This window comes from Kitasatospora sp. NPDC041917, assembly GCF_055589745.1.
The window spans coordinates 102,527-121,433 of sequence record NZ_JBVJBI010000001.1 but is presented as its reverse complement, the minus strand read 5'-3'; the positions used below and the strand labels follow the sequence as shown (position 1 = coordinate 121,433).

Genomic DNA, 18,907 nt, shown 5'->3' with positions numbered 1-18,907 from the left:
ATGTACCGCACACTCGGCATCGACCTGGGCACCACCAACTCCGTGGTCGCCCACCTGCGCCGGGGCGAGCCGGAGATCATCTTCAACCGGCAGAACCAGGAGGCCACGCCGTCCGTGGTCGGCAGTGGCCGCAAGGGCGAGCTGCTGGTGGGCTCCACCGCGCGCAGCCGGATCGCCGTCGACGGCGTCAATGTGATCCGCTCGGTCAAGCGCTTCATGGGCCGCAAGTTCAAGGACCCGCAGGTGCAGGCGGCCCTGAAGGAGGTGGACTACAAGGTCACCGCGGGCACCGACGGCGACGTCAACGTCTGGTTCAACGGCCGCTCGTACACCCCGATCGAGATCTCCGCGATCATCCTGCACCGCCTCAAGGAGGACGCCGAGCAGCGCTTCGGCGAGCCCTTCCACCGCGCCGTCATCACCGTCCCCGCCTACTTCGGCGAGCGGCAGGTCGCCGCCACCCAGGAGGCGGGCCGGATGGCCGGCCTGCACGTGCTGCGGATCATCAACGAGCCGACCGCCGCCGCCCTCGCCTACGGCATCACCTCCGAGGCGGGCGACGAGGGGCGGACCGTCCTGGTCTACGACCTCGGCGGCGGCACCTTCGACATCTCCATCCTGCTGCTGGTGCCCGGCTCGGTCTCGGTACTCGGCATCGAGGGCGACAACCTGCTCGGCGGCGACGACTTCGACCGCGGGATCACCACCGCGCTGCTGGAGGACATCCGCGAGGAGTACGGCGCGGAGTACCAGCCCGACCTGCGCGACCGTCCGAAGATCGCCGCCACCGCCGAGACCATCAAGATCGAGCTCTCCAACCAGGAGTCCTCCGAGGTCATCCTGCCGGGCCTGGGCGCCGGGCAGCTGGTGCTGGAGACGGAGTTCGAGCGGGCCCGCTTCGAGGAGCTGATCGAGGCCCGGATCGAGCGCACCATCGAACTGACTCACAAGGCCATCATGCAGGCCAACCTGACGGTCGGGGACATCGACGAGGTGGTGCTGGTCGGCGGCTCGACCGCGATCCCGCTGGTCGCCCGCCGGCTCGGCGAGGTCTTCGGCCCGCGCCGGATCCGGCGCGGCGTCAACCCGATGCAGTGCGTGGCGCTCGGCGCGGCCGTCCAGTCCGCGCTGGTCGGCGAGGTGGAGTGCCCCGAGTGCCGGGCCCCCGGCGACCTGTCCGCCTCCAACTGCGCCAACTGCGCCACCACCCTGCTCGGCGGCGCCCGGGTCTCCTGCCCGACCTGCCACATCCCGGTCGACGCCGACTCCGCCGCCTGCCCCAAGTGCGATCGGGCGCTGGACGGTTCGGGCGCCACCGGGGCCGGCGCGACGGTCCCGCAGCAGACCCGGGCCACCGCCGTGGTGCACGGCGGCAACTGCCCGCGCTGCGGCACTCCGGCCGCCCCCGGCGTCACCGCCTGCGAACTGTGCGGCGAACCGCTCAACTCGGCCGCCCCCGGCCACACCAAGGTGGCCGGCACCGCCGCCGAGGACGTGGGCCTGCGCTGCGCCTCCTGCGGCCTGGTGAATCCGCCCGGCTGCGAGGTCTGCCCGGGCTGCGGCGAGCTGGCGCAGGTCACCAACCCGTTCGACATCACCCCGAAGAACCTCGGCATCGAGCTGAACGACGGCCGCCTCGCCGTCATCATCCCCAAGAACACCAGCTACCCGACGAGTTCGCCGGTCAGCCGGGAGTTCGTGGTCTCCGGCAGCGGCCGGCAGCGGCTGGAGATCGCGGTCTACGAGGGCGAGCACGAGATCGCCCAGCAGAACGAGTTGATCGGCCACCTGACCCTGCGGCTGCCCGAGGGCCTGGGCGGCCGCACCCCGGTGGAGGTCTCCTTCGGCCTCGACCGGGACCGCACCATCACCCTGTCGGTGCGGATCCAGGGCGGCGCCGAGAAGACCGTCAAGCTGGAACGGGTCACCCTCGACCCCGAGTTGAAGGTGCAGGTCGAGGAGCAGCAGCGGCAGATCGAGTCCTTCACCGACCGCTGGGGCGGCGAGCTGACCGAGGCCGAGATGCGCGAGGCACAGCGGCTGATGGACAGCCTGGACGACCTGGCGGCCGGGCAGACCCGCGGCCGGTCGGTGGACGCGGCGCTGGAGCGGGCCCAGCAGCAGCTCAAGGCCCAGCGCTGGGTGCGCGGTTCGGAGGCGTACCTGAGCCTGTTCATCCACTACTGCGAGAAGCACCTCGATCCGAGCGACCTGGACCGGCTGCGGTCGGTGGCCGCGGAGCTGCGGCTGCGCCGCGAGGCCGCCGACTGGGAGGGCGCGGTGCGCGCGGCCCAGCGGGCGGACGAGCTGTGCGACGCGCTCGGGCACACCATGCGGATGCTGACCATGTGCAACGTCTACGTGACCCAGAACATGGTCTCGCCCGCCCTGGGCCAGCTGATCATGGCCGAGCTGCGCGGGCTGGACGAGGCGGTGGAGGCGCCCAACATGGCGGAGGTCAACACCCACATGTCGAATCTGCTGGCCCTGTACGCGCAGGCGCAGCGGGAGCTGGGCAGCGAGCCGGCCCAGGAGTCGCTCGGCCCGGTCCGCCCCGAGGAGGCGGGGCCGCGATGAGCGCTGTGGACGCCTTCCCGCAGGTCCCGGCGGTCCCGGTGGCCCCGGGGGTCCAGGGGATCCCGGACGCGCCCGAGGTGCCGTGTCCGCTGTGCAGGGTCCCGGCGGATCCGCAGACCCTGCGCTGCCCCTCCTGCCGGGAGGACCTGTCGGTGCTGTTCCGGCTGCGTTACGCCGGACGGATCGACTACAACCGGGCGCTGGACGCCCTGGCGGCCGGGAACGAGTCGCTCGCCCTCGGCCTGCTGCACCGCGCGGTGGCGGCCGAGCCCGGGCTGTATCCGGCCCGGGAGCTGCTGGAATCACTGAACGTCGCCGCTCCCGCGGTGGCGGCGCGGAGGGGGCGGGAGGCCGACACGCCCTAGGACGGGGCAATCCGGCGTGCGGAGGAGCTGATCGCTTGTGATCGTGGGCGAGGTGTGATCGTCACACTTCGACCCGCTCTGCTCACAAGGAGTGACGCAATGCGTATGCGTACCACCTTCGCCGCCGCCGCCCTCGCCGCCACGGCGGTCCTCGCCGGGGCCGGCACCGCCTCCGCCGGCGAGGCCACCGCCAACGGTGCCGCCATCGGCTCGCCCGGCATCCTCTCCGGCAACGTGATCCAGGTGCCGATCAACCTGGAGGCCAACGTCTGCGGGAACTCGATCGGCATCATCTCGCTCCTCAACCCGGTCACCGGCAACACCTGCATCAACAAGTGACCCCGCGCGCTGGGGCCGCCCGTCGACCGACGGCCGGCCCCAGCGCCGCGTGCGCACCCCCGTTCGGGGGTGGCGGCGCGGGGCCGGGGCCCGCGACCATGGTCCCCGTCCCGCACCGCCGTCCCCAGGAGCCAGCCCGTGCCGACCACGCCGACCCCGCGCAGCTACGCCTCCGGCACCTCGGACGTCCCGCTGCTCGGCGACACCATCGGGGAGAACCTCGACCGCGCGGTGCGCGCCTTCCCCGAGCGCGACGCCCTGGTCGACCGGGCCACCGCCCGCCGCTGGACGTACGCCGAACTCGCCGCCGACGTCGACGCCCTGGCGCTCGGACTGCTGGAGCTCGGGATCGCCAAGGGGGACCGGGTCGGCATCTGGGCCCCCAACTGTGCCGAGTGGACGCTCACCCAGTACGCCACCGCCAAGCTCGGCGCGATCCTCGTCACGGTCAACCCGGCCTACCGCTCGCACGAGTTGGAGTACGTGCTCAACCAGGCCGGCATCCGGCTGCTGGTCGCCGCCGAGCGCTTCAAGACCTCCGACTACGCCGGGATGATCGAGGAAGTCCGCCACCGCTGCCCGGAGCTGGAACGCGTGCTGCTGCTCGGCAGCCCCGTCTGGGAAGCCGTGACCGCCGCCGGCAGGCGGGCAGACCCCTCCCGACTCGCCGAGCGTCAGGGCGAGTTGGCCCCCGACGACCCGATCAACATCCAGTACACCTCCGGGACGACGGGCTTCCCCAAGGGTGCGACGCTCTCGCACCACAACATCCTCAACAACGGCTACTTCGTCGGCGAGCTGCTCAACTACACCGAGCAGGACCGGATCTGCATCCCGGTGCCCTTCTACCACTGCTTCGGCATGGTGATGGGAAACCTGGCCGCCACCTCGCACGGCGCCTGCACGGTCATCCCCGCCCCCTCCTTCGAGCCCGGCGCCACCCTGGCCGCCGTCGCCGCCGAACGCTGCACCTCGCTGTACGGGGTACCGACCATGTTCATCGCCGAACTGGCCGACCCGGACTTCGACCGCTACGACCTCGGCAGCCTGCGTACCGGCATCATGGCCGGCTCGCCCTGCCCGAGCGAGGTGATGAAGGAGGTCATCGGCCGGATGGGCATGACGCAGGTGTCCATCTGCTACGGCATGACCGAGACCTCGCCGGTCTCCACCCAGACCCGGGTCGACGACCCGGTCGAGCGCAGGGTCGCCACGGTGGGCCGGGTCGGCCCGCACCTGGAGGCCAAGGTGGTCGACCCGGCCACCGGCCGCACCGTCCCGCGCGGCGAACCCGGCGAGCTGTGCACCCGCGGCTACTCCGTCATGCTCGGCTACTGGGGCGAGCCCGAGCGCACCGCCGAGGCCGTCGACGCCGCCCGCTGGATGCACACCGGGGACCTCGCGGTGATGGACGAGGACGGCTACCTCGCCATCACCGGCCGGATCAAGGACATGGTGATCCGCGGCGGCGAGAACCTCTACCCGCGCGAGATCGAGGAGTTCCTCCACGCCCACCCGGACATCCTCGACGTCCAGGTCATCGGCGTGCCCGACACCAGGTACGGCGAGGAGCTGATGGCCTGGATCCGGATGCGGGAGGGCGCCGAGCCGCTCACCGCCGAGACCGTCCGCGCGTACTGCGCCGGCCGGCTCGCCCACGTCAAGATCCCGCGCTACGTGCACGTGGTCGAGGAGTTCCCGATGACGGTCACCGGGAAGATCCGCAAGGTCGAGATGCGGGCGGAGGCCCAGCGGATCCTGGGGCTGTAGGCCCCGGGCCCCGGCCCGGGCGCCCCTCCGCCCGGGCGCGTCCGGGGAGCGCGGTGGCCCGCCCGGCGGGAGAGTGTGATCATGCCCCTCGACGTCACAGTGGAACGCCTGATCCCCCTCCCGCCCGCCACGGTCGCCGCCTACGCGATGGACTGGCGCCACGACCCCGAGTGGACCCAGGGCATCCGCGACGCCACCCTCACCCGGGAGGCCGACACCGGCGGCTTCGGCGCGGGCGCCGAGATCACCCGGACCGCGCGCTTCCTGGGCCGGACCTTCTCGTACGTGCTGCGCGTGGCACGCCACGACCCGCCGACGCTCCTCGACATGGTCTCCGTCGCCGGACCGATGCCCATGCGCGTCACCTACACCTTCGAGCCCACCCAGGCCGGCACCTTCGCCCGCATCCGCGTCCGCGGCGGCTTCCGCCTGACCGGGCCGCTGCTGTCCCGCCAGGTGCGCACCGCGCTCACCGCGGACCTGCGCGCCCTGGAGGGACGGCTCGCGGGGTGACCGCCCTCCCGTACGGACCTGCGCTTCCCCTCCCGCCGAGGGCCCTCAGGGAGTGTTCCTCAGGGACCGGTCCGGGCCGCCGCCCTCCAGGATCTCCCGCAGGTCGGCGACCGCCGCCGGGACGCCGTAGGACTCCGCGACAGCGACCGGGTTGATCACCACTTCGTCGATACCGGCCTCGAAATGGCGCTCGATGCCCGCTCGGATCTCTCGGAGGCCGCCGAACAGGAAGACGCCCTCCTCGACCAACTCCCGGGCGGACGACACCGGGTCGGACACATCGAGGTCCAGACCCGCCCGGCGCAGCATGTCCACGTAGTGGGGCGCACACAGATGAACTCTGGTCCCGCGCTGGGCGAGCACCATCGCACTGCGCCCCGGCCGGTCCAGCACGGCATGGACGACGGTGACGATCCGCGGCCGCTCCCGCCCGGCGTCGCGGGCGCCCTTCTCCAGTGCCGGAGCCAGGACGTCCCGCACATAGTCGGGCGGCGTCAGCCAGGTGATCGCCGTGTCGGCCACCGAACCCGCCGCCCGGGCCATGCCGGGGCGCAGCACACCCGCGCCGACCTCCGGCGGCGTGGTTCCGGCCGGCGCCGACATCCTGGGCAGCACCACCCCGCGCATCGGGAACAGCGGCCCCGAGTGGTGATCCAACCGCCCCTCGTGCAGCAGCCGGCGCAGGACGTCCAGGTACTCCGCCACCGCCGCCGCCGGACGGGCGTAGGGCGCGCCGTGCAGCGCGGCCACGAAGCCGGGCTCGCCCGCCCCGTAACCCACCACCGGCGGATGGCCCGTCAGCACGCCGAGCGTGCGGGCCTGCACGGCCGCATCGTACGGATGCCGGAGCGCCGTCAGCGCCACGGACAGGCCGACCGGGATCCGGTAGCCCGCACCCGCCAGATACGCCAGCACATGATGCGACTCCAACGCCACCGACTGGCCCAGCCAGAGCCGCGCGGCGACCCCCTCCCGGACCAGCTCGGCCAGCGGCAGGACATCCCGTGGGTCCTGGACTTGGACGGGATACAGCACCGAGACCTTGCGCGAACTCGTCATCCCCGCCACCTCAGACCAGCACTTCCGCATCCGGCACTTCCGCATCCGGCACATCCGCAAGCGGCACATCCGCAACCGGCACGGCCGGTGCCGGCAGGGCCGGCGAACCGAGGTTGCGGGCCGGCTCGGCGGGGGACGCCGACGCCTCGCGCAGGGCCTGGGCGACCTGCTCCTCCAGCGACGGGCCCGCCGGATCGGTCGCACGGCGCACGACACCGTCGGCGACCGCCGCCGCCCGGTGCTGGCCGAAGCTGCGCCCGCCCCAGCCGTCCCGCTCGTCGCGGGGCTCCCAGGCGAGCGCGACACCGGGGCGCAGCGGGGAGGCGAAGACCGACGTGCCCCCGGCGACTCCCGGAAGGCTCGCCACGGCGTCCGCGAGCACCGGCGCGACGGCCGCGTCCGCGGCGTCGAGGTACACCACCGCGGCGTCCCGTCGCGGATACGTCCACGGACGGGACAGCACCTTCGCCCGGTACCGCACACCCAGGCCCGCCAGCCGCTCCAGCAGCGCCCGCCACACCGGCGGGGCGGCACCGGGTTCCGCCAGGTGCACGTACAGCCGCAGCAACTCGCCGGCCCGGACCGGCGAACCGTCGGGCCCGTCGACCAGCAGGAAGCCGGGCGACAGCGCCGGACGCACCGCCGGAAGCTCGACCACGCAGGGCCTGCCGACGGCCGGCGGCCCGTCCGAGCGCACCGCGCCGGGCCGCACGCCGACCAGCACCCGGCCCAACTCGACCCGCACCGGACCGTCCGCCCCGCCGTCGGCTGCCTCGACCGGCGAGCGGAGCACACCCGCCGCGACGGTCCGGGTGTGGCCGGTGGCCGCGATCAGCTCGCGCTCGAAGGTCTCGCTGCGCCGCGGCATCCGGGCCGGGCCCTCCTGGCGCACGATGCCGGCGTGCCAGCGCTCGTACAGCAGGCCGGCCAGCGCCGAGCGCAGTTCGCCCCAGGTGTCCGCGGCGACCACCAGGTCGTCGTCGACCTCGACCCGCGGCGTGCCGTCGGTGATCCGCAGGCCGCCGAGCGCCGCGCGCAGGGCCGGGGAGAGCGGGGCCGGGGAATGCTGATGGGACACGATCGTCTCCTGATCCCGTTGTCGATCCGTACGAGTGGGCGTGGGCCCGCGGTCAGTCCTGGACGAGGCCGAGTACCTCGGCGGACCGGAGCGGGTCGAGCAGCGCGTTGCGGCCCACCCCGGCGGCCCCACGGAGGACGGCGGTGAGGCGGTGGGCGAGGGTCGCCGTGGCGATCGTGCGCTCGAACAGGTGCCAGCCCGCGTACCGGGTCACCCGAGCGGTGAACTGCCTTTCGTCGGCTCCGGGTTCGGAGCGAACCCGGCGGTAGCCGGACCAGAACGCGGCGATCTGCGGACGCACCGCGTCGAGCTGTTCGGTGCCGCTGCGCATCAGCGCCTCGTGGACCTCGGCGGGCGGGACCGGGGTGTCCGGCCCGAGGCCCGCGAACATTCCGACGGCCGCCCGGTGGAGCCATTGCCCGACGTACGCGCCGACGTCCCGGGCCGGGTCGGCGATCCGGAACTCCTCCCAGTCCGTCAGGTACAGGTCGTCGCCGGACAGCAGGAACTGGTCGAGCCGCAGGTCGCCGTGGATCGGCACCGCGGGCGCGGCCGCGCTCGACCCGGCGAGTTCCCGCAGGGCGGCCCGGACCCGCTTGTCGTGCTGCAGCATCGACCACACCTCCAACTCGCCCCCGCTGGCGGCGGCGTAGTCCTCGGTGGTCAGCTCGACCAGCCGGGCGGTGGACCCTTCCCGCCCTCCGGTGGCGGGTTCGGGCAGGTCGGCGGGGTGGACCGGCATGCGGTGCAGTTCCGCGAGCGCCAGGCCGGCCCGGTGCGACAGCGCGGCGTCGAAGCGGCCCTGATCGGCGAGCAGGTTGCCCGGCACCGCGTCGACCAGGCGCTCGTGCACCAGCAGCAGGGCCCCGGGGTCGGCGCCGAGGAAGGCCGGCGAGTGCCAGTGCTCCGGAGGGCGACCGGCGGCCAGCACCTGTTCGAACGCACGGGCCCGGTCGAAGCGTTCGGCGGCGAGCGGCTGCGCGAGCCGCTTCACGAACACCTCCCGGCCGTCGGTGGTCGGGCCCGCCCAGTTGTCGTTCCGTCCGGGCCGGCTGATGGGCGTCCGGTCCGCGAAGGGTGCCACGCCCAGGCGTTCGAGAGCCTGGACGACATCGGGGACGTGGTCGAGTGGAACCGGTGCGAAGACGCCGGCGGGGTCCGTGTCGGGGACCGGCCCCGTCGGCGTTCCGGCCGTGTCCCGGATCGCGGTGATCGTCGCTGCCATGGGAGCCACGGTAGGCGGCGGCGTCCCCTGACGGGCAGCCGCACGGTCCTGCCAGGCACGGCCCGCGGCGGGGGTGGCAGAGCCCTGCCGGACGGGGTCGCGCGCCGCACGTCCCTGCCGGACGGCGGGCGGAACGGTGAGGTTCCGACCGGACGTCGGACGTGTCGGCAGGGAACTGGCGGGAGATCCGGATCCGCCTCCCCGGGGGCGCAGTTGTCTGCCTCTGGGCGGGTGGGGGCGGCGGCTGGTGTGCTGATGGTGCTGCAACCGGCAGCGGATGTGTGAACGAATGGAGTCAGCATGGACAGCAGCGACCTGATGGGTGGTTACTCCGCCTACACCACGCCGGGTGCGGCCCGGAACGACCTGGTGTCGATTCCCGACGGGACGGAGGGGTTCACGCCCGTCGTCACCATCATCTCGGTGATCTCGATCATCGTGAGCCCGGCCACCATGTCCCTCCTGTAGGAGGGGCGCACCGAGCGTCCGGCTCGGGCTCCCACGGCACGGACCCCGTGCCGCCGCGATCCCGGGGCGGCCGGGCTCCGTGCCCCGTACAGCCCGTCTACCTGACCGAGCCCGAAGGGCGGGGTCCCCGTGGTGCTGCAACCGGCAGCGGATGTGTGAACGAATGGAGTCAGCATGGACAGCAGCGACCTGATGGGCGGTTACTCCGCCTACACCACGCCGGCGGCCGCGCGGAACGACCTGGTGTCGATCCCCGACGGCACGGAAGGGTTCACGCCCGCGATCACGGTCTCGATCTCGGTGTTGGTCACCGTCATCGTGAGGGGCTGCAACTGAGCGTTCGGCTAAGTGTCGTGGCGCCGGCACGGTCCTCGGGCCGTGCCGGCGGCGGCGTTCGGCACTCAGCGTTCCCGGGGGGTCGACGCGGTGCGGTGGACCCAGCCGGCGATCGCCACGCGGGAGGAGCAGCCGAGCTTGCGCATGGTCTCGCGGATGTGGTTCACCACGGTCCATTCGGAGATGGTCAGTTGCCGGGCGATCTGCTTGTTGCTCAGGCCCTCGGCGATCAGCCGGGCGACCTCGTTCTGACGGGGTGTCAGCACAGTGTCGGCGGACGGCTCGGCCGCCGTGGCCCGGGAGGACACGGCGGGCCGGTCCGGAACGGGTTCCGACGGGTCGCCGGGCGTCCGCGCGGCGACGCATCCGAGCGCGAAGTCACGGATCAGGTCCGGGAGTTCGACCACCGCACCGGCCGCCATGGCGGCGAGCGACTCGCGGTCGCCGAGCAGTAGCCGCCGCTCGACCCGGCCGACGGTGAAGTCGGGTTCCGTCGGGTCGTCGAGCAGGTGGCGCCGGACGGTGTGGAAGCAGCCCAGCGCCCGGGCGACCGCGGCGGCGCGCGCGGCGGGGCCCGGCAGCAGCGGGCTGCCCATCAGGGCGAGGAGCGCGCCGAGCGCGGCCGGGGCTCCGAGGGGGCGCAGCGTGGCCAGTGCGCGGTCGAGGTAGTTGGTCGAGTCGGCCGCTCGTCCCGCCGCCGCCGCGAACGCGCTCAGGTGCAGCAGCGCGAGGCCGGCGACCAGGTTGTCCCGGGCCTGGATGGCCTCGGCGAGCGCGCGGGTGGCGAGCGCGGCCGCGGTGCCCGCGGAGCGGTGGAGGAACTCGGCCAGCGCGGTGTCGAGCAGCCGGCGATGGGCCAGGTGGCCGCCGTCGGCGCCCGGTTCGATGGCCTGGTGGAGCAGTGCGAGCCCCTCGTCCGGGCGGCTCGGGGTGATGGCGATCCCGCGCAGGTGCGTGATCCTGACGGTGAACCCGCCGTCCGCCGGGTCCTCGTGTCCCGCGTCGCCGGGCCGAACCCCGTCGAGGATGGCCAGCGCCGCTTCCGGCTCGTCGTTGCGGACGGCGGCCTCGGCCAGCAGCAGGGCCGTCCGTCGCCGGCTGTCCCGGTCGGCGTCGGGGCCGCCCAGCGAGGCCAGTCCGGCGGGCCAGTCGAACGGGGTGCCGATCGCGTAGTGGTACACCCGGGACAGCTCGGCGAGGTCGAGCGCCTCTTCCGCGAGCCCGGCGGCGACCAGTGTGTCGAGCGCCCGGCGGATGTTCCCCTCCTCGCTGCGGAACGCGATGATCCCTCCCGCCTGCGGGCCGCCCGTCATGAGGCGGACGGTGGATCCGGCCAGCCGGGCGTGGTGCCGGGCGTGGGCGAGCCGGACGTCCTCCAGTCCGTTCGCCGGCTCACCCGTCTGCTTGTCCGGTCGGTACGACCAGCGGCCGAAGGAGAGGTGCAGCCGGGTTCGGGTGTAGCCGTCGAGACGGCCCGAGGGAAGCGCGGAGAGGCTGAGCAGGTGCCGGCCGAGCAGTGACTCCAGGGCGGCCGGGTACTCGTCGAGGCCGACCCCGGAGATCTGCCGGAGCGATTCGGGTCCTGCGCCGCCGCTGAACACGCGGGCGCAGGCGAGCAGTCGGCGTCCGGCGTGGCTCAGGCCGCGCAGCGCCTCGGGTTCGGTGTCGTCCGGGCCGTACGCGTCCAGTAACCGGGCGAGGCCGTCGATGGCGGGCCGGGGCCGGTCCGGAAGCGCTCCGGCCCGGGACTGGCCGTCGAGGGCGGCCCAGAGGACCTCCGGCCCCTCCAGGGCCGCGATCCGTGCGGCCAGGCCGATCGCCCCGGGGTTGCCGTGGAGTTCCACGCAGGCGCGGGCGACGGCCAGTTGGTTGTGGCGCTCGACCTGGAAAGCGGGGTTGAAGGCGCGCAGGCAGGCCACGAAGAGCTCGACGGAGGGCACCGAGGCCAACGCCTCGACGTCGATGGCGCAGCAGTCCAGCGGCACCGGGAGCGGGGGAACGCTCCGGTGTGCGAAGCCGTCCTGCGCCACCGGCCGGCGCGCGGTGACCAGGGCCTTGACGCCCGTCCCGGCCAGCGCCCGGGCCAGCCGGGCCAGGACCTGCCGGTCGGGGTCGCGTCGCGCGCCGTCCAACAGCAGTACGGACGGGGCGTCGTCGGATTCGCGGGTTCGGGTGATCCAGCGGCGCAGGCCGTCCGCCCAGCCGTCCCCGGGTGCCGGCGCGATCCGGCCGATCGTTCCGCCGGTGCGGGTCCGGTGGGCGAGCGCGACCTCCTCGGCGAGCCGGCTCTTGCCGATCCCCGGCGCCCCGGACAGCAGCACGCCGTCGATGTCCGGCCGTTCGAGCACGGCCAGTACCTCGGCGAGCTCGCCGGCCCGCCCGACCGTCTCCATCGGGAACGGGCCGGTGGCGGCGGGCGGTCGGGCGACGGTCGGCGGTCCGGTCCCGGACAGCCGGTCGGCGGCCGTCGCTGCCGCGACGGCGAAATCAGCGGACGTCATACGCGTCTCCAGAACGTGCCGGCGCGGTGGGTGACCCGGCCGTGTGGGTTCATTGTGACGGGCCGGTCGGCTCGGGCGTCGCGCCGGTGGCGCGCATCGGCCCGGCCGGCCAGGGCTGATCCTCGATCAGAGCGCTTGCTGGGCAAGGGAGTTGGTACATCGCGTGGATCCGGCGGCGGATCGGCTCCAGTGGGTACTGGTCGGCGTAGATGACGAGTTTGACCGTCACCCCTTCCAGCAGGCTGCGGAGCATGATCCCCTCCAGGTGAGGGTCCTCGGCCCCGCGAGAGTGGAACAACTCGCGGAGCCGCTCCTCCAGTTCGCCGAGCAGCCGGTCCTTCCTGGCCTCCGCCGCCGCGTACAGCGGGTGCGTCCCCGGATCGATCATGAGGCCCAGGGCCATCTGCTGGATGTGACGCGTGCGGTGGGCCGCCAGCAGTGCGCGGTCGATGATGGCGGACAACCGTTCGTCCGGAGTGCCCTCGACGTCCAGGAGCTGGTCGATGCCCTCCAGGTAGCGGTCCAGCAACTCGTCCGCGAGAGCGTGCTTGGTCGGGAAGTAGTAGCTGATCAGCCCGCGCGAGACACCTGCCTGCTCGGTGATGTCGGAGACGGTGGCCTGGTGGAAGCCCTTCCTGGCCAGGACGTCGATGGCGGCGGTGACGATCCGTTCGCGGGACGCTTCCCGCAACCGGGCGTTGACATGAGGTGAGCGAGGTGACACGCGGGCTCCAGGGCTTCGGCCGCCATGACGGTTGACTGTACAGACATCCAGTCAACAGGACCAGACCGTCTGCTCGTTCGCGCCCGGAAGTACGTCAACGAGTCTGTGGCGTGCAAGATGCCCGGGCCGAGCCGGATCCGACGGCGGCACCACTGCGAACGGGATCGCGTCCCGGCGCCCGGCGTGGAGCAGGTTCACCCCTCCGCCTCCGCCTGGCACTGCCACGGGCCCGACCGGCGCAAACAGTGATGGCCGACGAGGATCTCCGTCCTCGTCGGCCATCGGTGCTCGTGGCGGTTACCGCGCGCCCCACTCCTGGTCGGTCGGCACGATCTCGCGGCCGAGCGGCATCAGCGAGATCGGGATCATCTTGAGGTTGGCCCAGCCGAAGGGGATGCCGATGATCGACAGGAACAGCGGGATGCTGGTGATCAGGTGACCGATCGCCAGCCACCACCCGGCGAAGACCAGCCAGATGACGTTCCCCACGCAGGACGCCGGCCCGGCGTCCGGCCGTTCCACCGCCGTGCGCCCGAACGGCCACAGGATGAAGCCGGCAATCCGAAACGAAGCAATGCCAAATGGAATGGTAATTACGAGAAGGCAACAGATAATTCCGGCGAGCACGTAGGCAAGAGCCATCCAAATGCCGCAGAAAACCAACCAGATGACATTGAGGATAAACTTCACTGCACTCATGCTTAGTACCTTCTCACGGCTGATGGCGTTGCACTACGACCGTGCCATGCCCGTCGGCGAGCGTGTCTACGCCCTTAGGGGTCGTTCCTCAGGGATCGGTCCGGGCTGCAGCCTCAGATAGGGACTCCTTCGGATTCAGCGCCCGCCGAGGAGGACCAGGTGCGCGGCGGCCGACATCGAGAGACTGCCGAGTACTGCCTTCTCCTTCGTGGCAGTGCCGAGCGACGGGACCGGACCCATCGACCGAGGTCACAATCACGTCCGCCAAGTGCGGGAACGGCGAAGCCAGTTCAGTCGAGCACCGTCAGCAGCTACCCACCGCCGGGACGAGATGATTTCCGGCTACGAAAATCTTGCCAGAGCCCAGATCAGTACGCGGACAGATGCCGTGGCGAGTCTCGCCGACCTGCAGCCAGGCGATCTCGCGGGCGGCGGCGCGGGCCGAGCGCAACGCTGCGAGCGCGGCAGGATCGATGCCGGCCAGCAGTCGCCACGCGGTCTTGTGTGGAGGCGACCGGGTCGAAGACCTCGGGCTGGTCGCGCAGCGGCGCGAGGTTGGCGATCGCCTCGCCGTCGTCGGCGAGGATCGTGACACGCGTATTGATCGTCTCGGAGCGTCGGATCACCGGCTTGTCGCAGGCCATGATTGCTGACCTGACGGCCGAGTTGGGCCCGGTCTGGCAAGCCCGGGACACAACCCAAGAGCTGAAGCCCTGTCATGGTTACTGCAACAGTGCTTAGAACTGCTGACAAAATGAGGTGAAGGATGCCCTCCGGTCGGGTGAGGATCTCTCCGTACTCGCCGATGAGAGGGTAGCTATGGGCGACAGTCCTCCGAGGAAGCTCATCTCCCTCGCCGATGACGAGGGGAACAGCGTCACCGTCAACGTTCTGGGACGTAACTCCAGGTGGCCTGCTGGCCTTGACGCCGAGATCGTCGTCAAGACGCCCTTCGTGTCCGGCCGCATCGACCTGGCGTTGTACGTCTCGAAGCTGGAAAGCTGGGCGAACGCGCTGGAGAGGCTCGACGCCGGCGAAGACGTCGCTTGGATGGAGATGAGCAGAGGGCCGTCCATCTTCATCCAACTCACCGGCGAGCGTGACTGCCCGGAGGTGGTCGTAGAGGACGAGTCGGGATCCATGGTCACCGTGCGCGTCCCGCTCGTCCCGCCGGACGACTGGATTGCCGACCACCGGCAACGCCTGCACCAGGTGATGAACTACTGGGTGCCAATGCTGCCAGGGTAGGGAGACGAGCCGCCGCCAGCAGATGAGCGCACGGCCGAGGGCCAGGAAGGCTTCGTGGATGTCGAACTCGGCGCTCCACCTTCGGCAACAGCGGCTCGACCACCGCCCACAGCTCGTCATCAACATGCCACGGCTTCGGCCGAGCCACCCCACACCCCCGGATCAACGGTCCCGGAGCGATCCAACCACCTTGAAGATCATTTCGTTAGGAGTTCTTAGGCGCCGGGTCGGACGCTCTTGAACGCAGGCGGATGCAACTGGGACTGCAACTGCTGGAGCGTCCGCCGCACGATGCCTGACCTGCGATACGCCGGCCTCATAACGCATCCCGCAATCGGCCAAGCCTCAAGGGGAGACGGGCCTGCGGTCAGGATCCTTTGGCGTCCTCAGCCAGGCCGCGATCGTTCAATTGAGCGAGGGAGCCGACGTACTTGAGCATCAGGCGGGCGAACTCCAGGCGGTCGCGCTCGGCCCAGTCGGCGGTGATGTACTCGAACGCCGCGCGCTGGTGGCGCCGGAAGCGCGCCATGAGGTCGGCGCCTTCGGGGCTGAGCAGGAGGACGGTGCGGCGGCCGTCCTGCTGGGAGGCGGCACGGATCAGGTAGCCGGCCTTGATGTTGTCGGTGACCATCCGGCTGGCGACCGAGGGGTCGACGCCGAGGAGTTCGGCCACGGCTCCGACGGTGATCTCCTTGTCGGAGTCCCGGGTGTGCTCCAGGACGATGTTCAGGACCAGGGTGCGGCTCAGGTCCTTGGCCGAGATGGGGTTCTCGACCTCCAGCAGCGAGGTGCGGCGCAGTTTGGAGAACGCGGGGCCCACGGCGTTCAGCAGCTCCTCGGCCATCTGCGGTTCGTTCGTCGTCATGCACCCATCGTAATGTCCGTGAGCAGCCGAAGGCATGTGTTGACGGGAAATTATGTGCATGCAATCATGCATATGTCACGAGCATGCTTCGAACTCTCTGAGAGTCTCCATGACCATCCTCATCACCGGCGCCCGCGGCAAGGTCGGCCAGGCCGTCATCAACCGCCTGCACGCCGCCGGCCTGCCCGTCCGCGCCGCCAGCGCCAAGCCCGCCGAGCTGGCCGTCCCGAGCGGCGTCGACGTCGCCGAAGTCGACCTCAGCCGGTCCGAGACCCTCCCGGACGCGCTCGACGGCGTGCGCCAGGTCTTCCTCTATCCCCAGCCCGATGGCATCGACGCCTTCGTCGAGACCGCACAGGCCGCTGGCGTCGAGCACATCGTCCTGCTGTCCTCCTCCTCGGTCCTGGCCCCCGACGCCGAGACCGACCCACTTGCCTCGCACAGTCTCCACGTCGAGCGCGCCCTCACCATCGCCAACCTGCCCTGCACCTTCCTGCGCCCGGACGCCTTCGCCAGCAACGCCCTCGGCTGGTCCTACTTCATCGGGCACGGCCTGCCGATCCAGCTCGCCTACCCCGACGCGCACATCGCGCCCATCCACCCCGAGGACATCGCCGACATCGCCGTCGAAGCCCTGACCGACACCGCCCTCCGCGGGCGCGCGCTCACCCTCACCGGCGGCCAGTCCCTCACCTTCCGCGAGCAGATCGCCGTCCTGGCCGACGTCCTCGACCGCGACATCCGCGTCGAGACGATCACTCACGAGCAGGCCGAGCAGCAGATGGGCCGTTTCATGCCGGCCCCGATGGCCGGCTCCCTGCTCGCCCTGTGGGCTGCCGCCTCCGCCGGCCCCGCCCCCATCGCCGACACCAGCCAAACCCTGCTCAGCACGCCCGCGCGCACCTTCCGGCAATGGGCGACCGAGAACGCCGCCGCGTTCACCGCGTTCGCCGCGCGCTGACTTCCGCCGCTCCCGCGCCCTGCTCGGCCCACCCGACTTCACTGAAGGACCATCACCATGAAGCCCATCGGCTACTGGCTCAACCGCACCGACAAGGCCCTCACCCGCTACATGAACGGCATGCTCGACGAGTTCGGCCTCACCCGAATCTCCTGGCAGGTCCTCAGCGTCATCCGCGACACCCCCGACGCCGCCGACACCGACGTCCACACGGCCCTCGCACCCAACGCCGACCTCTCCACCCTGACCGCCGCCATCGACACCGCTCTCGCCGACGACTGGGCCACCCGCCCCGCACCTGGCCGGCTGGTGCTCACCACGAACGGCCGCCAGCGCCTCGTCGCCGTCGAGGACCAGATCAGCGCCTTCCGCGAACTGTCCATGACCGGCATCACCACGGAGGAGTACCGCACCGCCGTCAGCGTCCTCGAATGCATGGCCCACAACCTCGAAACCCGCTGATCACGTCGTCGACCGGCGACTGTGACCACCGCGTGCGGTCGAGCAGTTTTCACCCACAGTTGGTCAGGCATCAACGGCCAGCGTGCGGAAATGCCACCAAAATTGGAGGAACAGGTGCGGCCCGGTGTCGGCCCGTTCCCCGCTGCCCCGAAGGATCGGCCGCTTTCCTCCCATGCCCCTCGCCTCCGCCGTGCCCGTCATGCTGACCGCCTCCGAGCGCCACCGGCTGAAGAAGATGGCCTACGGCCACAAGACCCCGCATCAGACCCGGCAGCGAGCAACCGTCGTTCTGCTGGCCGCCCGGGGGCGCTCCAACGCCCGGATCGCCGCGCAGACGCGGCTACACGTGGACACGGTGCGTACCTGGCGGGGCCGGTTCGCGGCTGGCGGCCTGCCGGCCCTGGCCGACCGTAAGCGGTCCGGCCGGCCGGTCTCATTCACCGCGCTGCAAGTTGCCGAGGTCAAGGCGCTGGCTTGCCAGTTACCCGCCAGGACCGGCGCGCCGCTGGCACGCTGGTTGTGCCCGGAGCTGGCCCGGGAGGTGGTTGCCCGGTCCATCGCCGGGTCGATCTCCACTTCCACCGTGCGGCGCTGGCTCAAGCGGGACACGCTCAAGCCCTGGCAGTACCGGTCCTGGATCTCCGTACGCGACCCCGCCTTCCGGCCCAAGGCCGCACGCGTGCTGGATCTGTACGCCCGAACCTTCGACGGCGCCCCGCTGGGCCAGGACGAGTACGTGCTCTCCGCGGACGAGGAGACTTCCATCCAGGCGCGCTGCCGCTGCCGCCCGACCCTGGCACCCGGGCAGGCCCGGGCGATGCGCGTCAACCACGACTACAACCGCGGCGGCGCCCTGGCCTACCTGGCCGCCTACGACGTCCATCGCGCCCGTGTCTTTGGCCGCTGCGAATCCACGGCACAGCCGTTCCAGTGGAGGTTCACCACCTCCGACCTGGATGATCTGCTGGCCGGCCTCGACCGGCGAGCGCCAGCCGGTCGCCGTCGCGGCGCACGAGCCAGTTCCGCGGGCCGAAGTCGCCGTGGCAGTAGGCGAGCGCGGTGGGCGGGGGCTCGGCGCGGGTGCCCTCGGCCAGGACCTCGATGTCCTCGTCCGACAGACGGGCGTCGCGGGCGCGAGCGATTGCCCGAGCGCGTTCCTGGGCCCAGGGCAGGTACTCGCCGACGGGGACCCCGCTCGTCGGCTGCGCGTGGACCGCGGCCAGGAGCTGCCCGGCCTGCCGGTACACCTCCCGCTCCTCGGCGGCGGTGAGAGCGGTGCTGATGACCGGGGTACCGGGCAGGGCGGTGGTCACGCTGAGCAGCGCGGCGGCGTCGGCGGCCAGCAACGACGGCGTCCGGCCGTCGCCGAGCGCCGGTGCGAGCAGCCGGCAGGCGGCCGTTTCCCGCTCGTGCATGAGCACGTTCTTGTGGCGCTTGGCGAACAGGCGGTGCCCGCTACCGTCGACGACCTCCCAGACGCTCGGATGCCCGGCGCGGTCGTGGGAGCGCACGCCCAGCAGCTCGTAGAACCCTGCCGTCTCGCGCAGCAGCCGGTCCACGTCGTGGGGGACGGTGGGGGCGCTCACGTCGGCCAGCCGACGGTGGACAGGGCGCTGCCACGGGTGATCTCGCCGAGCGCGTGGACCGTGTAGGGCACGGTGTCGGTCGGGAGCTGGTCGAGCGGCCAGAAGGCCAGTTCTCGCACTTGTGCGGTTCG

Annotated in this window: 19 protein-coding genes and 3 pseudogenes; 11 read left to right on the top strand and 11 right to left on the bottom strand. The window is 71.8% G+C overall.

All coding sequences use genetic code 11. From position 1 onward, the window contains the following. From ACZ6EM_RS00585 to ACZ6EM_RS00565, 5 genes are all read left to right on the top strand, one after another. Positions 1 to 2,577: an Hsp70 family protein gene (locus ACZ6EM_RS00585; protein ID WP_465771286.1), complete on the top strand. Its 2,577-nt coding sequence runs from the start codon at positions 1 to 3 to the stop codon at positions 2,575 to 2,577. After that, positions 2,574 to 2,942 carry a hypothetical protein gene (locus ACZ6EM_RS00580; protein ID WP_465771285.1) on the top strand — a complete coding sequence of 123 codons (369 nt, stop codon included), beginning with the start codon at positions 2,574 to 2,576 and terminating at the stop codon, positions 2,940 to 2,942. The genes ACZ6EM_RS00585 and ACZ6EM_RS00580 overlap by 4 nt, the downstream gene beginning before the upstream one ends. Positions 2,943 to 3,041: 99 nt before the next feature. Then, positions 3,042 to 3,281, top strand: a complete 240-nt coding sequence (locus tag ACZ6EM_RS00575; protein ID WP_359905472.1) for a chaplin — start codon at positions 3,042 to 3,044, stop codon at positions 3,279 to 3,281. 138 nt (positions 3,282 to 3,419) lie between these two features. Beyond that, positions 3,420 to 5,051, top strand: a complete 1,632-nt coding sequence (locus ACZ6EM_RS00570) for an AMP-binding protein (protein WP_465771284.1) — start codon at positions 3,420 to 3,422, stop codon at positions 5,049 to 5,051. Positions 5,052 to 5,132: 81 nt separating this feature from the next. After that, positions 5,133 to 5,564 carry an SRPBCC family protein gene (locus ACZ6EM_RS00565; RefSeq protein WP_465771283.1) on the top strand — a complete coding sequence of 144 codons (432 nt, stop codon included), beginning with the start codon at positions 5,133 to 5,135 and terminating at the stop codon, positions 5,562 to 5,564. A gap of 45 nt (positions 5,565 to 5,609) precedes the next feature. Here the strand turns inward: ACZ6EM_RS00565 and ACZ6EM_RS00560 are convergent, their stop codons facing one another. The 3 genes from ACZ6EM_RS00560 to lxmK are packed head-to-tail and all read right to left on the bottom strand — an operon-like array spanning position 5,610 to position 8,926. After that, positions 5,610 to 6,623 (bottom strand): LLM class flavin-dependent oxidoreductase, encoded by a 1,014-nt coding sequence (locus ACZ6EM_RS00560; RefSeq protein ID WP_465771282.1) that lies wholly within the window; start codon positions 6,621 to 6,623, stop codon positions 5,610 to 5,612. 10 nt (positions 6,624 to 6,633) lie between these two features. Further along, on the bottom strand, positions 6,634 to 7,701 hold the full coding sequence (locus ACZ6EM_RS00555; protein ID WP_465771281.1) for a T3SS effector HopA1 family protein: 1,068 nt from the start codon (positions 7,699 to 7,701) through the stop codon (positions 6,634 to 6,636). 52 nt (positions 7,702 to 7,753) lie between these two features. Next, positions 7,754 to 8,926, bottom strand: coding sequence for a class V lanthionine synthetase subunit LxmK (gene lxmK / locus ACZ6EM_RS00550; RefSeq protein WP_465771280.1), 1,173 nt, complete (start codon positions 8,924 to 8,926; stop codon positions 7,754 to 7,756). A 300-nt stretch (positions 8,927 to 9,226) separates the two neighbouring features. On the opposite strand from lxmK, the gene ACZ6EM_RS00545 reads away from it, so the two are divergent. Together ACZ6EM_RS00545 and ACZ6EM_RS00540 are read left to right on the top strand one after the other, a co-directional pair. Then, positions 9,227 to 9,394, top strand: coding sequence for an LxmA leader domain family RiPP (locus ACZ6EM_RS00545; protein WP_452180081.1), 168 nt, complete (start codon positions 9,227 to 9,229; stop codon positions 9,392 to 9,394). Between the two features lie 174 nt (positions 9,395 to 9,568). Then, positions 9,569 to 9,730, top strand: coding sequence for an LxmA leader domain family RiPP (locus tag ACZ6EM_RS00540; RefSeq protein WP_465771279.1), 162 nt, complete (start codon positions 9,569 to 9,571; stop codon positions 9,728 to 9,730). A 65-nt stretch (positions 9,731 to 9,795) separates the two neighbouring features. Here ACZ6EM_RS00540 and ACZ6EM_RS00535 read toward each other — a convergent pair whose 3' ends face one another. The 4 genes and pseudogenes from ACZ6EM_RS00535 to ACZ6EM_RS00520 form a co-directional block, all read right to left on the bottom strand. Further along, positions 9,796 to 12,231 carry a LuxR C-terminal-related transcriptional regulator gene (locus ACZ6EM_RS00535; RefSeq protein WP_465771278.1) on the bottom strand — a complete coding sequence of 812 codons (2,436 nt, stop codon included), beginning with the start codon at positions 12,229 to 12,231 and terminating at the stop codon, positions 9,796 to 9,798. 49 nt (positions 12,232 to 12,280) lie between these two features. Further along, positions 12,281 to 12,922, bottom strand: coding sequence for a TetR/AcrR family transcriptional regulator (locus tag ACZ6EM_RS00530; protein WP_452180083.1), 642 nt, complete (start codon positions 12,920 to 12,922; stop codon positions 12,281 to 12,283). Positions 12,923 to 13,252: 330 nt separating this feature from the next. Beyond that, on the bottom strand, positions 13,253 to 13,654 hold the full coding sequence (locus tag ACZ6EM_RS00525) for a YccF domain-containing protein (RefSeq protein ID WP_380547632.1): 402 nt from the start codon (positions 13,652 to 13,654) through the stop codon (positions 13,253 to 13,255). A 373-nt stretch (positions 13,655 to 14,027) separates the two neighbouring features. Beyond that, positions 14,028 to 14,241 (bottom strand): annotated as a pseudogene (locus ACZ6EM_RS00520) (IS1380 family transposase); the annotation flags it as partial. Positions 14,242 to 14,413: 172 nt separating this feature from the next. On the opposite strand from ACZ6EM_RS00520, the gene ACZ6EM_RS00515 reads away from it, so the two are divergent. Beyond that, entirely contained in the window at positions 14,414 to 14,902 is a 489-nt protein-coding gene (locus tag ACZ6EM_RS00515; protein WP_465771276.1) for a DUF5959 family protein, read from the top strand. Between the two features lie 55 nt (positions 14,903 to 14,957). Here the strand turns inward: ACZ6EM_RS00515 and ACZ6EM_RS00510 are convergent. After that, a pseudogene (locus ACZ6EM_RS00510) lies at positions 14,958 to 15,050 on the bottom strand (IS5/IS1182 family transposase); the annotation flags it as partial. Between the two features lie 219 nt (positions 15,051 to 15,269). Further along, a complete protein-coding gene (locus tag ACZ6EM_RS00505) occupies positions 15,270 to 15,767 on the bottom strand; it encodes a MarR family winged helix-turn-helix transcriptional regulator (protein WP_401050061.1) in 498 nt (165 codons plus the stop codon). 109 nt (positions 15,768 to 15,876) lie between these two features. On the opposite strand from ACZ6EM_RS00505, the gene ACZ6EM_RS00500 reads away from it, so the two are divergent. The 3 genes and pseudogenes from ACZ6EM_RS00500 to ACZ6EM_RS00490 all read left to right on the top strand — a co-directional run. Beyond that, entirely contained in the window at positions 15,877 to 16,728 is an 852-nt protein-coding gene (locus ACZ6EM_RS00500; RefSeq protein ID WP_465771275.1) for an SDR family oxidoreductase, read from the top strand. A gap of 57 nt (positions 16,729 to 16,785) precedes the next feature. Then, complete coding sequence (locus ACZ6EM_RS00495; protein WP_465771274.1) at positions 16,786 to 17,190, top strand: MarR family winged helix-turn-helix transcriptional regulator; 405 nt, start codon at positions 16,786 to 16,788, stop codon at positions 17,188 to 17,190. A gap of 172 nt (positions 17,191 to 17,362) precedes the next feature. Then, positions 17,363 to 18,094: pseudogene (locus ACZ6EM_RS00490) on the top strand (helix-turn-helix domain-containing protein); the annotation flags it as partial. Between the two features lie 34 nt (positions 18,095 to 18,128). Here the strand turns inward: ACZ6EM_RS00490 and ACZ6EM_RS00485 are convergent. Together ACZ6EM_RS00485 and ACZ6EM_RS00480 are read right to left on the bottom strand one after the other, a co-directional pair. Continuing rightward, positions 18,129 to 18,776, bottom strand: a complete 648-nt coding sequence (locus tag ACZ6EM_RS00485) for a phosphotransferase (protein WP_465771273.1) — start codon at positions 18,774 to 18,776, stop codon at positions 18,129 to 18,131. Next, positions 18,773 to 18,895, bottom strand: a complete 123-nt coding sequence (locus ACZ6EM_RS00480) for a hypothetical protein (RefSeq protein ID WP_465771272.1) — start codon at positions 18,893 to 18,895, stop codon at positions 18,773 to 18,775. Before ACZ6EM_RS00480 ends, ACZ6EM_RS00485 begins: the two co-directional genes overlap by 4 nt. Positions 18,896 to 18,907: the final 12 nt, after the last annotated feature.

Bases quoted from the DNA above. Each gene is read 5' to 3' on its own strand.
- ACZ6EM_RS00585 (WP_465771286.1), top strand. From the start codon at position 1: ATGTACCGCACACTCGGCATCGACCTGGGCACCACCAACTCCGTGGTC.
- ACZ6EM_RS00580 (WP_465771285.1), top strand. From the start codon at position 2,574: ATGAGCGCTGTGGACGCCTTCCCGCAGGTCCCGGCGGTCCCGGTGGCC.
- ACZ6EM_RS00575 (WP_359905472.1), top strand. From the start codon at position 3,042: ATGCGTATGCGTACCACCTTCGCCGCCGCCGCCCTCGCCGCCACGGCG.
- ACZ6EM_RS00565 (WP_465771283.1), top strand. From the start codon at position 5,133: ATGCCCCTCGACGTCACAGTGGAACGCCTGATCCCCCTCCCGCCCGCC.
- ACZ6EM_RS00560 (WP_465771282.1), bottom strand. From the start codon at position 6,623: ATGACGAGTTCGCGCAAGGTCTCGGTGCTGTATCCCGTCCAAGTCCAG.
- lxmK (WP_465771280.1), bottom strand. From the start codon at position 8,926: ATGGCAGCGACGATCACCGCGATCCGGGACACGGCCGGAACGCCGACG.
- ACZ6EM_RS00545 (WP_452180081.1), top strand. From the start codon at position 9,227: ATGGACAGCAGCGACCTGATGGGTGGTTACTCCGCCTACACCACGCCG.
- ACZ6EM_RS00540 (WP_465771279.1), top strand. From the start codon at position 9,569: ATGGACAGCAGCGACCTGATGGGCGGTTACTCCGCCTACACCACGCCG.
- ACZ6EM_RS00535 (WP_465771278.1), bottom strand. From the start codon at position 12,231: ATGACGTCCGCTGATTTCGCCGTCGCGGCAGCGACGGCCGCCGACCGG.
- ACZ6EM_RS00525 (WP_380547632.1), bottom strand. From the start codon at position 13,654: ATGAGTGCAGTGAAGTTTATCCTCAATGTCATCTGGTTGGTTTTCTGC.
- ACZ6EM_RS00505 (WP_401050061.1), bottom strand. From the start codon at position 15,767: ATGACGACGAACGAACCGCAGATGGCCGAGGAGCTGCTGAACGCCGTG.
- ACZ6EM_RS00500 (WP_465771275.1), top strand. From the start codon at position 15,877: ATGACCATCCTCATCACCGGCGCCCGCGGCAAGGTCGGCCAGGCCGTC.
- ACZ6EM_RS00495 (WP_465771274.1), top strand. From the start codon at position 16,786: ATGAAGCCCATCGGCTACTGGCTCAACCGCACCGACAAGGCCCTCACC.